Annotated in this window: 15 protein-coding genes; 3 read left to right on the top strand and 12 right to left on the bottom strand. The window is 32.6% G+C overall.

What is annotated here, in order from left to right; genetic code table 11:
* The coding region (locus tag FWJ34_RS13570; RefSeq protein WP_308255864.1) for a TIGR04376 family protein at positions 1-474 on the bottom strand (474 nt) is incomplete at its 3' end.
* Positions 475-519: 45 nt separating this feature from the next.
* Positions 520-1,359, bottom strand: a complete 840-nt coding sequence (locus tag FWJ34_RS13575; protein WP_308255865.1) for a hypothetical protein — start codon at positions 1,357-1,359, stop codon at positions 520-522.
* Between the two features lie 226 nt (positions 1,360-1,585).
* Between FWJ34_RS13575 and FWJ34_RS13580 the strand changes: the two genes are divergently transcribed.
* Both FWJ34_RS13580 and FWJ34_RS13585 read left to right on the top strand, forming a co-directional pair.
* Positions 1,586-2,332: a pseudouridine synthase gene (locus tag FWJ34_RS13580; RefSeq protein WP_308255866.1), complete on the top strand. Its 747-nt coding sequence runs from the start codon at positions 1,586-1,588 to the stop codon at positions 2,330-2,332.
* Between the two features lie 28 nt (positions 2,333-2,360).
* Positions 2,361-3,182, top strand: a complete 822-nt coding sequence (locus FWJ34_RS13585) for a RodZ domain-containing protein (protein WP_308255867.1) — start codon at positions 2,361-2,363, stop codon at positions 3,180-3,182.
* A gap of 21 nt (positions 3,183-3,203) precedes the next feature.
* On the opposite strand, the gene FWJ34_RS13590 is transcribed toward FWJ34_RS13585, so the two are convergent.
* The 10 genes from FWJ34_RS13590 to FWJ34_RS13635 all read right to left on the bottom strand — a co-directional run bounded on the left by FWJ34_RS13590 (position 3,204) and on the right by FWJ34_RS13635 (position 10,982).
* Complete coding sequence (locus tag FWJ34_RS13590; protein ID WP_396231936.1) at positions 3,204-4,070, bottom strand: aldose epimerase; 867 nt, start codon at positions 4,068-4,070, stop codon at positions 3,204-3,206.
* A 134-nt stretch (positions 4,071-4,204) separates the two neighbouring features.
* Complete coding sequence (locus FWJ34_RS13595; RefSeq protein WP_308255869.1) at positions 4,205-4,561, bottom strand: hypothetical protein; 357 nt, start codon at positions 4,559-4,561, stop codon at positions 4,205-4,207.
* A 14-nt stretch (positions 4,562-4,575) separates the two neighbouring features.
* A complete protein-coding gene (locus FWJ34_RS13600; RefSeq protein ID WP_308255870.1) occupies positions 4,576-4,851 on the bottom strand; it encodes a type II toxin-antitoxin system RelE/ParE family toxin in 276 nt (91 codons plus the stop codon).
* Positions 4,832-4,954 (bottom strand): hypothetical protein, encoded by a 123-nt coding sequence (locus FWJ34_RS13605; protein ID WP_308255871.1) that lies wholly within the window; start codon positions 4,952-4,954, stop codon positions 4,832-4,834. The genes FWJ34_RS13600 and FWJ34_RS13605 overlap by 20 nt, the downstream gene beginning before the upstream one ends.
* Before the next feature lie 169 nt (positions 4,955-5,123).
* The gene (locus FWJ34_RS13610; RefSeq protein ID WP_308255872.1) at positions 5,124-5,813 is read right to left on the bottom strand and encodes an SEC59/DGK1/VTE5 family protein; all 690 of its coding nucleotides are present in this window, start codon (positions 5,811-5,813) and stop codon (positions 5,124-5,126) included.
* A gap of 2 nt (positions 5,814-5,815) precedes the next feature.
* Entirely contained in the window at positions 5,816-7,186 is a 1,371-nt protein-coding gene (locus tag FWJ34_RS13615; RefSeq protein WP_308255873.1) for an IctB family putative bicarbonate transporter, read from the bottom strand.
* A gap of 77 nt (positions 7,187-7,263) precedes the next feature.
* A complete protein-coding gene (locus FWJ34_RS13620; RefSeq protein ID WP_308255874.1) occupies positions 7,264-7,836 on the bottom strand; it encodes a Uma2 family endonuclease in 573 nt (190 codons plus the stop codon).
* Between the two features lie 33 nt (positions 7,837-7,869).
* Positions 7,870-8,076, bottom strand: a complete 207-nt coding sequence (locus FWJ34_RS13625) for a glycogen debranching protein (protein WP_308255875.1) — start codon at positions 8,074-8,076, stop codon at positions 7,870-7,872.
* 740 nt (positions 8,077-8,816) lie between these two features.
* On the bottom strand, positions 8,817-9,275 hold the full coding sequence (locus tag FWJ34_RS13630; protein WP_308255876.1) for a DUF2996 domain-containing protein: 459 nt from the start codon (positions 9,273-9,275) through the stop codon (positions 8,817-8,819).
* Between the two features lie 117 nt (positions 9,276-9,392).
* Entirely contained in the window at positions 9,393-10,982 is a 1,590-nt protein-coding gene (locus FWJ34_RS13635; protein ID WP_308255877.1) for a 1,4-alpha-glucan branching protein domain-containing protein, read from the bottom strand.
* Positions 10,983-11,291: 309 nt separating this feature from the next.
* Here FWJ34_RS13635 and FWJ34_RS13640 point away from each other — a divergent pair, with 309 nt between their 5' ends.
* Complete coding sequence (locus tag FWJ34_RS13640; RefSeq protein WP_396231938.1) at positions 11,292-12,758, top strand: TolC family protein; 1,467 nt, start codon at positions 11,292-11,294, stop codon at positions 12,756-12,758.
* Positions 12,759-12,925 lie beyond the last annotated feature (167 nt).

Consider the following 12,925-nt stretch of genomic DNA (forward strand, 5'->3'; position numbering starts at 1 on the left):
GTTATAATATGAATATTTATTATAATCATTGGTTCGTTTATAATTGTTTTGTTCTTTAGTTTTTAATTGGGCTATTTTTAAATTAACTTCTTGTTCTTTTGTTTCTAAAGAAATTAACAACTCTTTATTTTTAATAATTTTTTCTTTTGTTTTCTCCATTTCTTGCCAAAGTAAATTACCTTGATTTAATAATAAATTTTTTCTATTTTCGGCTTCCTTCGCTAAATCTAACCTTCTCAATTTCTCGGCTTTATTCATGCGATCAAACCAAATTTGAATTTCTTTACCTAAACTTAAAATATCATTTTCAACTTTTTTTTGTTCTAATTCTAAACGAGTAATTGATTTAATAGTATCTTGTTTTTGTGTATTTAATTCTTGGGCAATAATTGTTAAATTTAACTGCGGATTATTTTGTAAAAAGTCTTCTAAACGAGATTCTAAAAAGAAAGTAAAATCTTCAAATATACCCATAATATTAATAGTTAAATAAATGTTAAGTTAATTTTGATTATATTCCTAGAATGTTTCTCCCACTCTTAGATACACTGATTGATTTTGATGACTAATTATTGCTTGTGTGCCATTGATGCCCATTAATACCCATCCTGTAGTACCTATTTCATTACCAATGAGAACTTTCTCGGTAAGATTATTGATATTGAATAAAGCAACACTGCCACTATTTCCTAATTCCACAATACCAATTAATTTATAGTTATAATTTGTTTCTATAGGTGTTTCTTTGGCGATCGCCAGAACATCGGTAACTTTATTATTATCAGTATTAAGATTAGGAATTGTGTTTTTATTATCAGTATTTGTGATTAAAGTATTAATAGTTGGCACTTTTGTTAATTTTGGGGGTGAAGGAATTTTTGTTTCGATGGGAGGGGGTGTAATGGTGGAAGTAGAAGCAAATGAAGGAGAGGAGGATAAAGTTGGTTGGGGAGGTTGTGAGATAGGTAAGGATGATACGGGAGGAGGGTAAGGTAGAGAATTATTCGTATTAGTATTTGGTAGAGGAGGAATAGTTAAAGTATTAGTTGGGGTATTAGAATTTACGCTAGTGGGAGGTAAAGAAACAATAGGTATTGGTAATGGATGGGGGGGGATATTTTGAGGCGGAAAATTTTTAGTGTTATTAGATGATATTTCGTTTTGAAGAGCTAAAGTTTGAGTCTGATTACTGGTAGATTGTGGAATGGAGTTATCTACATTTACCGATGATGAGGAGACTTTTTGTTGTTGGTGTTTCCAAAACCATCCGGCGACTAGCATGAGATAGGATGTAGCAAAAACAAATAATAATTTATCTAGGTTATTTTTTAAACCTATTTTTATTTTAGAATTGTTCATAGATCTAAATCTTTAATTAAATAGTAAATTACCGCTCACTGACTGATCTAAAGGTGTTGGACAAATCATAAAATTATATCTTAAACCTCCATGGCCATAGCCAAATTTTTCATTCTGGTTTATAAAACTTTGTGTTAAAAAATGTAATAAAATAATTTTTACAACATTTCAAGTTAAACTAAAAATTCACTATTGATCATTAAGATAAAGAAGAAAGAAAAAATAAATGTCAGAAAGAGTGCAAAAAATTTTAAGAGAATGGGGAATTGCCTCCCGCCGAGAAGCCGAAACCATGATTGTGGAAGGAAGAGTGAAAGTCAATGGCGTTAACATTCAGTTAGGAGATAAAGCTAATGTGGCCAGAGATACTATAGAAGTTGATGGTAAAATATTAAGTAGTGATTATCGTCCTCGATTAGTTTACTTCTTGTTAAACAAACCTAAAGGATACATTAGTACTTGTGATGATCCCCAAGGAAGAAAAACAGTTATGGATTTGTTACCCTCTTATCTTAAATCAGGCAAAGGAATACACCCGGTGGGCAGACTCGATCGCAATTCCACTGGTGCATTATTATTAACTAATGATGGTTCATTAACTGTGAAATTAACTCATCCTAGTTATGATCTTCCGAAAACTTATCTTGTAACTCTTGAAGGTAATATACCTAATAAAATTATAGAACAATGGGTTCAAGGATTTATGTGGGAAGGAAAACAAACTTTACCGACAGAAATTACTATCAATAAAAGAAGTAATAATCAAACTCAGATGGAGATAATCTTACGAGAAGGGCGAAATCGTCAAATTCGCAAAATAGCAGAATTATTTGGTTATCCTGTCATTAGTTTACACAGAAAAGCTATTGGTAATATTAAAATAGCTTCCTTATCATCAGGTAAATATCGTAGCCTAACTGTACCAGAAATTTCTGATTTAAAAAAAACTATTAAAGAAATATCAAAGAATTAAATTATTGAAGGGAGGAATAAATTTAACTATGAAATTCTTTAGGAAAACTCAAAAAGAAATCACCGATTATAACGAAATAAGAAAACAACAATTAGAATTAATTAGTGTAGAACTTAAACAGGCAAGAATTGAAAGAAATATTGAAAAAGATTTAATCTCAAATCAACTGCATATTCCTCTCAGTATTCTTAACGCTCTTGAATCAGGAGATTTACACCATTTACCTGAGCCTTTTTTTACGAGACAACTAATCAAAAAATATGCTAATTTTCTCAAACTTAATGGAGAAGACATTAGTCAGCAATTTTCCATAGAATTAAATAAAAAAGTATATCAAAAAAAATCTTCTTTACGGTCATTTTACTTTAAAATTCCTCTAAATTTTAAGCCTCAACATTTATATTTTTTCTATTTTCTTTTACTATTTTTTTCCATTAGAAGTTTAAGCAGTGTTTTAGAATCTTCTCAATTTACACAAATAAAAATACCACAAAAACAAGTAATTGAAACTAAAATTCCCCCAACAAATAATACTCCTATAAATACGACTCCTGAAGCAATACCCATTGTGGAGAAAAAAGAAGAAAAACCTCCTACTCCGACGGAAATAGTTGTGAAAGTAACGGTAAAAGAAGACTCTTGGGTGAAAATTATTGTGGATGAAAAACCTGTTTTTGAGGGTATCCTCACTAAAGGATTAGAAAAACAATGGAATGGTAAACAAAGAGTTACTATTCGTGCGGGTAATGCTGGAGGTTTATTTGTAACTGTGAATGATGAAAAACAGAAAGAATTGGGTAAATCAGGGGAGGTTAAAAATATTACTTTTGAGTTACCAACACAATCTTAATCTTACAATATTTCAGTTAAACTAGGAAATTTCTATAGTTATCTTTGCTTCGTAAATTTCTTGAGGGTTTAAATAGTTTAATTGTTCTCCTGTATTGATACTATTACGAGGCGAACTCCAAGGCTCAACACAAATAAAATCTTTATCTTTCAAAGTCCATAATACTAGAGTAGAGAATAAATTACTGTAAGAAATATCAACTTTTAAATTACGCTTACCATCAAGAAAAGATGTTTTTTGGGCGTTTATTGTGGTAAAAGCAATGTCTATTTCTTCTTCAGAATAATCTAACTCTCCGTAAAATGGATAAGTTTTATCACCACTTTTATTGGTATATTCAACAGCAGGAATTTCTAACTTTAATTTACTTTTATCGTTACAGTAAAAATAAGGATGAAAACCCACAGAAAAGGGCATTTTTTCTCCTGATTTATTTTCATATAATTGTTCAATAGTTAACTTATTTCCTTCTAATTTATAAGTAAATTTTAACTCAAATTCAAAGGGATAAACTTTCAAAGTTTCTGCATTACTTTTTAAAGCTAAAACAAGTTTGGCAGAAGTATCCGTAGATTGACTGATTACTTCCCAAGGTAAATCTCTAGCAAAACCATGTTGTTTTAAAATATATTGTTGGTTTTGATAGTGAAAAATATTATCAGGTAAGTTACCACAAATAGGAAATAAAATGGGAATACCACCTCTAACACTTAACTGAGGATTTTTAAATCTTTCTTGATCTAAATATAAAATTTTTTGTCCTTGGATTGTCCAATCTATCACAATTCCTCCTTTTTCGGGGACAATTTCCAACCGAGAATTGGTTTCTAAGTCTTTTAAAATATAGGTTAAATAATCTTCTTGTTTGAGGGCAATGTTAAACATAATAGTTTCATTAAAAAAGTTTGAATAGTGTCAGGACTTACGCAAATAAATAAAATAAAATTAAACCTCTTATTTATCAATACTTTCCCTAAAATAGTACAGAAACACTCACCTACAATAATCTCATGGCGATAAAATTAGATCAAGACTTTTAAATTATCGTTAGATATTTGTGAGCTTATTAATAATTTCGATTGATTATTAATATTTACACTTAATTCTAAACCTAATTTTTGTAACCACTCAGCTAAACTATAAATAACTGCACTTCCTGACTGATTTAATAGTTGATTAATTTTCGCTTTTTGTTGTTTAATTTCTTCGGTTGATAAACAAGTAGTTCCTAGTGCTTCTAAAATGTTGTTAAGAGCAATTTCTAACAATTGCGGTTCGGTTTGTTCTTCCTGTAAAATTGCCCAGAGATAATTTGCGGCTTCAGTTTTATCTTTTAAAGATTCAATAAGATATTGATGATAATTGTTGCTTGTTGCCATTGTTTTAACTCTTTTTATAATTTATTTTTATAATCTAACCAATATTGTTTTGCTTCTTGAATATCTTTTTTTTGACTATCTTTATCACCTCCACACAAAAGAATTATAATTATTGTACCAATTTGTGCAAAATAAATTCTGTAACCTTTCCCATAGTTTATTCTGAATTCACAAACTCCATCACCTACTGATTTATAATCTCCTAAATTTCCTAGTGTCACTCTAGTTAATCTCGCTTTTATTTTTGCTCTTGTTTTTGCATCGCTAAGATTATCTAACCATTCTTTCAAGGGACTTTTTCCATCTTTCTTTTTTCCCTGTTAATCTGGCGATCTCATCTTGGTAATTTTCCTCTCCGTGATGGGCTATAGTACTTTCGGAGTAAGTATCCATATGGGGATTAAGGGAAACACTACATAAATCAAGAAATATTCATCAGCTACCATGCCCTTATGAATACTTTGCAGTACTTCCATATATTGAGTAAAGGTTTCTCGACTACGACAACTAAATTAGGTAATAAAGAATCAATAATTTTGCTTAATTTTGGGCATTGCTCAACCTACTTTAAAGTTAACATTTGTTGTAAATAATAAGCCATAATTCCACTACCGACAGGCACGGTTAAATTATCAATGCCGATGATAGATATTGTTTCTAATATGGTTGCAAAAATTCCCACACTCAAGGCAATAATTAAATTTTCCCATTGCCAATTACTCCCTAAATTGAGCATAATTATTCCTACTAATATAGTAACTAATGTCATGGTTAATGAGCCTTGCCAACTTTTTTTATTTCCCCATATTTGATAAGGATGTTTTCCCCATTTTTGCCCAATCAATGCCGCCATGCCATCGCCATAACTCATGATTAAAATTCCCATAGCCGTAAATTGTTTTTGTCCATTTTGCCAAAATAAAGCAGTTAAAATACCAATACTGATGGCGTAAAATAATGTACCTAAACTTTTTCTTCCTACTCCGTTAACGCTTGGTAATATGGGTAAAAAATATGATGCGATCGCTACTAGGGAAGCAACTATAGAAGCAAGAAGAATGACAGAAGTGGGAATATTTAACCACCATGCGAATAAGATAACGTTACCAGTGCCGATGTGAACAATTTTACGGGTTAATTCTGCATCGGTTTTTTGATAACGACTGAGAATTTCGGCAATTAAGATGAGAATACCTAAATAAATCCCTACCATGGCAATGGGGATAAAATTAGTGGATAAATCAGTTAACATTATCATTCACTTTTAGAATTAAAGGCTGGAAAAGAAGCAACAATAGCGATACACAACCACCATAAAGTATTAACTTGAGGGCGATACCACACTGTATCAAATAAACCTTGAATAGCTAAACCAGTAATAGCCGCAAGGGAAGCAATTACCCTTATGGCTTGTTGATCATTTTTGGGCTTAAGATTTTGAATGAGTCGTATTCCCCGTTGAAAAGTAGCTATAATCACTCCTAAAAAGCACATAATGCCGATTAAACCAGTTTCGAGGGTGATTTCGAGAAAAATTGAATAGGCACTTAAAGCGGTGAATTTCGTCTGCATATAGTGAGGATAAATTTTGTTAAAAACTTCATTTCCGGGGCCAATTCCGGTTAAGGGATAATCTTGAAACATTTTAAATGCAGATGTCCATACATTAATCCGAAAATTATTGCTACTGTCACCTCGCCCTGAAAATAAACTCAAAATTCTGAGCCTCAAGGTTTCACTAAAAATTGAACCGACACCAATTAAAGCTAAAAAACTGCCGATAGCGATAGGAATTAACCATTTACGCCAAAAAGGTGATAAGTATTCATTCCACCAAAATTTAAACGCCAATAAAAAGACAATTCCTGTGGCAAGTAAAGCTAACCATGAGCCACGACTGCCCGTAAAATAAATACAAGCGATATTAATAGTTAAAGCAAAACCAGCGAAGATTTTTTGCGGTAAGGTTTGCCAAAGAATCAACGCCGCTACGGAAAAAGCTACCGCCGGAATTAAATAACTGCCTAAAAGATTAGGATTTCCTAAATAACTATAAACCCGTGTAGCATCGGCTAAAGGAGATGTGGGATCATTCCATGTAGCAAGAGGCTTTACACCGATAAATTGCTGTCTCACTCCGTAGGCACTAACGATTAAGGAAATTAAAAGATAAAAAGTTGTTACCCATGAGAGTAATTTAGGATGACGAAAAACCCTCGTGGCTAAAGCGAAGAAAAGTAAATAAAGGGTAAACTTAACTAATCCTGATAATGCTTCCGATTTTAAAGGAGAAAAAGCCGTTGCTATCACTGAAATTAACCAATAAGCAAAAATCCATAGATGAATAGCAGTGATTTGATTCGTTTTTACTTCAGAAATAGTTAATAATGCCCAAAATAAACCACTAGCAAGTAAAATTACCCCCAAAAGGGTGTTATTGGTAAAGGGTGCAGCAATAATTACTAAACAAATAAAAATAGTAGCAATAATCTCTTGATAACCTAAAAGATAACTGCTAGATTGCCAATTTGATAATAAACCAATAATTTTACCGATGATACTGGTTTTACGCCAATCCAAAAAAGGCGATTTAGTTTCTTCTGATGAATATTGTGCTGGAATCATCTTAACAGTTAACAGTGAACAATTAACCATTTAGTATAGTACTATCAGCTATTAAAGCATAAATAGAATACTATAAACTACCAAACTTGTTCCATATTTAAAACAAAATTTACTAATATATTTTCTCCGGATAAGCTATTAGGGTTATTTAAAATTTCTACTTCTTTATTTTCTCGATAAATTTCTACTTGACTGTTTTTTCGATTAATTAACCAACCTAATTTCGCTCCATTTTCTATATATTCTTTCATCTTTTTTTGAGTATCTTTGAGGTTGTCACTAGGAGACATTAGTTCGATCACAAAATCAGGACAAATATGACTAAATTTCTCTTTTTCTTCATGAGGAATTAACTGCCATTTTTCTATAGAAATCCAAGACGCATCAGGAGATCGAATCGCATTATTTGGTAAAATAAAACCAGCAGAAGAATCAAAAACCATGCCTAAATTTGAATTACTATTCCATAACCATAATTGAGCAATGATACCAGCATTTCTATTACTACTAATATCACCTACAGGGGTCATAATTACTAAATCTCCTCGATGATTTTTTTCCAATCTCACATTGGGATTATTAATACATAACTGAAAAAATTGTTTGTTTGTCAAGGCTACAGAGTTACAATTAATTACTAAAGTATTCATCGTTACCTATTGATAGTTATGTAATTTTTATGATTAATTGAGTTTTAAAGCATTAACAGGCACATCATCCCAAGAAGCAACAGTTTTAATGGTAACTTCCCAACCTTGCTCTTTTTGTTGGGGTGTTAATTCTTTTTCCCAATTAGCATGACAATCTTCCGCCTGTTGTTGATTGGTGGTAGCAATACAAGCCTGAATGATACCACAACCGTCTTTTTGTTCGTTAACCCAAATAGTCATAAAAAGTTAATAGAAATAAGTAAAGATAAAAAAATCTATTAATCAAATTTTACCCCATATTTAGTTCATTTTAATCAACGTTTCCTATTAGCTTTAAAATTCATTTAAAAATGGGATAACTGCTTATAACCCATAACTCACCTTGAACTGAAGTTCAAGCCTAATAACGTTCGTTATCTAAAGATAACTAAAATTTTTCAAAAATTCAACCTATAGTTATGCCATTGTTGATAAAAATATTCATCGTTGTTTAACCCGTAAATTTCCTTATGCAATTTTATATACCATTGAAGATGATTATATTTTAATCTTGGCAGTTATGCACTTTCATCGCAATCCTGAGTCATGGCAAGATAGAATTTAACCATTTGATGATGAGTGCGATCGCCCATAAAAAAATTAGGACATATTTTTAATTATTTTTAAAAAATCTTCTTGCCTTGTAAGCTAAGACGCATTTAACTTACATTTTCTATTAATTCTAAAAAATAATCTAAAGTTTTAACTTTTAACTCTTTCCTTTTCCCTTTTCCCTTCCATCACCAGACGACTTAAATGCAAACTAGCTTATTAGAGATATATTTATCAAATTTAGCCTATAAAAAAACGATCAACCACATTTAACTTGGCGATCGCTGATTATAAAAAGTAATAAATAGAAGTTACGCACTTTTCCCTAAAAAATCAATCGTTTTGAGATTCTTCGACAAGCTCAGGATGGGTAACTCCAATATAATTATTTAATTTCTAGCTAACCATTTCTGACCATTTAAACGCTTCAGAGCAAATAATACCATTAAATCAAGACTAGCTTTGCGCTCATCAATCATAAAAGATTCGATGGTACTCGGTTTTTTCCCATCAGTAGCACAAGAAAAGGCTTTTTGTCCGTTAATATCCTCATCAAAAAAATAAAGAGAAAATTGACGATTTTTCAAGTTACCATTTACTTGCCAACATTCAGGATTAGATTCAAAACCTGTAACGGGAATTTTCGCTTTTTTAAAGTCTAACTGTACATCTTGTAAACCTTGTTTTTCTAAAGCAGTTTTCAGAGTAGGAGTGAAATGTTGTTCCATAAACTCAGTAAAAGGCTTATCTTCTAAAGCTGGAGGCTTCTCTTTTTTAGGAGGTTTAGCTTTAACTTCTCCTGCCTCTGGTTTAACTTTTATTTCGGTTGCTTTTGCTTCTTCAGTCATAAATTTAATACTAATAATGGATAAAAAAATATGTTGATCAAAAAATAGGGAATAGAGAATAAGAAATTGATCTCCTCCTCTCCTCATCTCCTAGTCTCCTCCTCTCCTCATCTTTAATTAAAGTGGGCGATAAACTCGATAATCAATTTGAGGGAAAATATTATCAATTGCTTCTACTTTGCTTAACCAGCCTGAATCAACTTTTTGAGCTAAAATCTCATCATAGAGTTTATTTAATCTTAGCAAATGACTCTTAGTTCGTCTTACGGCATAAGGTACCATTGTCCCCGTACGCATAATAAAGGCCCAATCAGAAGACTGTGCTAATAATAATTCCCGAGCCGCTTGATTTAAAGCTCGTAATTGTAACTCGTCTGCGGGTTCAAGAGTTCCTAAATGAATCATTTTTTCTGCCGCTTTGTGGAGATGAGGATAAACCCAAGCATTGGTATGATTTAACCAATATTCATGGAAACCTTTATAACCCCAACTTGATTGAGAAGGAATCGCCACTTGTTGAGTAGGATGTCCTTTTAAATAGTCTGCTAAATGAATCATGTATAATGAATCCTGATCAAACCAAGCTTTACGGAAGAGAAAATCAATAAATTGAGGTCCTTCATACCACCAATGTCCGTAGAGTTCAGCGTCATAGGGTGATACTATTAGAGGCTCTCGTTGCATCATTGAGGCTAAATGTTGAACTTGTTGGATTCGATTATACAAAAAGTTTCCTGCGTGTTCTGCCGCTTTTTCTCTTGCCCAATAAGGATCATATAAGGCTTTATCGGATAAACCCGCTTGACGACTCGTAATTTTATGATATTTGATGCCAACATTTTTTCGTTGACCGTTAGGCATGATATAGGGTTTAATATAATCGTAGTCAGCTTCCCAACCTAAATCTTTATAAAATTCACGATAAACAGGATCACCCGGATAACCAACTTGTGATGACCATACTTGTTGAGATGACTCATGATCTCGTCCAAAAACTGCTACTCCTGTTTCAGTGAAAATTGGTGCATAAGTGCCAAAACGAGGACGTGGACGGGCGTAGAGTAAGCCATGACCATCGGTTAAGAAGTAACGTAAACCTGCATCGGCTAACATTCTTTCTAAACCTTCATAATAAGCACATTCAGGTAACCAAATTCCTCGAGGACGAATGCCAAAATTTTCTTCATAACTTTGACAAGCAACTTCAATTTGTGCCCATACCGCTTGAGGATACATTTTCATCAAGGGTAAATAACCGTGAGTTGCACCGCAAGTAATAATTTCAACGTTATTACTATCTTGAAAATTTTTAAAAGCAGTGACTAAATCACCTTTATATCTTTCCCATGTTTTCCGAATTTCCTTGAACTCATGAGCATAATATTCGGCAAGATATTTAATGTGCCCATTATGTTCATTATGTTCAATTTCTTTTTCAAGTAATTCTTGTAATTTTTCTAAATGTTCGCTGTATCTTTCTTGTAATAATTGATCCCGAAGCATAGACACTAAAGGAGGTGTCATACTCATGGTGATTTTAAAATCAACTCCATCTCGTTTTAATCCTTCAAAAACATGGATTAAAGGTATATAAGTTTCGGTGATTGCTTCATACAACCACTCTTCTTCTAAGACATAATCACTTTCTGGATGGCGAACAAAGGGTAAATGTGCGTGTAGCACTAGGGCGAGGTAGCCAAGAGCCATAATATGTCAATAACTATTTGCTAGTTGTTACAGGTTTACAGACGTAAATACTTAATCTGAACTCCGAACTCCAAATTCCGAACTCCGAACTCCACTAAATATTATCTGTCATTAGAATTTTAAGATAAAACAGCGTCAATCACATTAAAATATAGAGTCAATTATTAATTAAATTTCAGGTAAGATTGTGAAATGCCATTAAAATTTGAAAAGTATTGCTTAAAATATCTCATAATCGATAATTAATGATTCGTTAATCACCATCTCACTAAAAATAAATTATAATCACTATCTAAAAGTAATCTTTATATTATACTAATGTCTTATCAAAAAAGTTTTTCTTTTCTCTTTACTTCTATCTACTTAGCCTTAAATTATATTACTCCTACCTTGGCTCAAGAAAGTAACAATCCTCCCACAAAAGAAAATACCCCCGTTACTTCAGGGAAAAATACCACTAAATTTAATTCTAATCCTAACCCTTTGCTCTTTCCCACAAAACCGAAAGAAGTTACCATCGACAAACAACAATCTGTTACTTTAGATCAAGCTATTGAAATCGCACTGCACAATAATCAGGATTTACAAGTAGCCAGAATTGAGTTACAAAAATCTGAAGATGGTTTAAGGGCTTCTTTAGGTGCTCAGTTACCTACTGTTGATGGACAATTAGAATTAAATCAAAATGGAAATGATACGACACCTCAAGGTGGTGATGTTTTTAGGCATAGAACACAGTTACTCGGACAATTCGAGATCGGCTACGATGTGTATAACGGAGGTCGTAGAAATGCAAACATTGAACGTTCTCGTCAAGAAGTTTATTTGAGTAAATTAGAAGTAGAACGTATCTCAGAAGAAACTAGATTTAATACGGGTAATGCTTATTATGAGTTACAAAATAGAGATGCTCAAGTTGCCATTGCCCAAGCCGCCATTGAAGATTTTTCCCAAACCTTACGAGATGCACAATTATTAGAACAAGCCGGATTAGGGACAAAATTTGATGTTTTACAGGCTGAAGTAGATTTAGCTAATGCCAATCAAGCCTTAACCAAAGCCATCGCCGAACAACGTAATTCAAGAAGAAAATTAGCAGAAGTATTAAACGTCGGACAAAATGTAGAATTAACCGCAGCCGATGAAATAAAAGAAAACGGAATTTGGCACTATTCCCTAGAAGAAAGCATTATCATGGCTTATAAAAATAGGGCAGAATTAGAACAATTATTAGTCAGACGAGACATTAGCGAACAAAATAGACAAATTGCCCTTTCTGAAACCCGCCCTCAAGTAAGCCTTTTTGCTAATTACAATTTTACTAACACTTTAACAGATACTTTAAGCCTTACAGGTAATGCTAACGGTTATAACGTTGGTGCAAGAATGCGTTGGCGATTATATGATGGAGGTATTACTCAGGCAAGGGGAGATCAAGAAACTCGTAATATGGAGATTGAGGAAACCAATTTTGGAAATCAGAGAAACCAAATTCGTTTACAAGTAGAAAATTCTTACAATACATTGATTGCTAACCAAGAAAACATCAAAACTACCGAAAAAGCCGTTGTCACTGCCGCAGAAAGTCTCCGTTTAGCAAGATTACGCTTTCAAGCAGGGGTTGGCACTCAAACAGATGTAATTAATGCTCAAAGAAGTTTAACTGAAGCTAGAGGAAACTTTTTACAAGCCATTATTGGATATAATCAATCTCTAAATGAATTACAAAGAGCCGTTAGTAATTTACCTGATAATCGACTTTTTGAAATTAGATAAAAAAGACCTTACAATAAACCTCACAAAGAGCATCGTCGCTTTTAGGCATGGAATATATTGCGACACTATCAACACCTTAGTTCGACAGAAAAAAAATTGATGGAGGCAAGACAGGGAGGGGGGCCGGGCTGTTTCATTCTAAAATTTTTGGTTAAGAGGGAGTAATG

Origin of the sequence: Geminocystis sp. GBBB08 (assembly GCF_016743215.1) — a bacterium.
Taxonomy (GTDB): domain Bacteria; phylum Cyanobacteriota; class Cyanobacteriia; order Cyanobacteriales; family Cyanobacteriaceae; genus Geminocystis.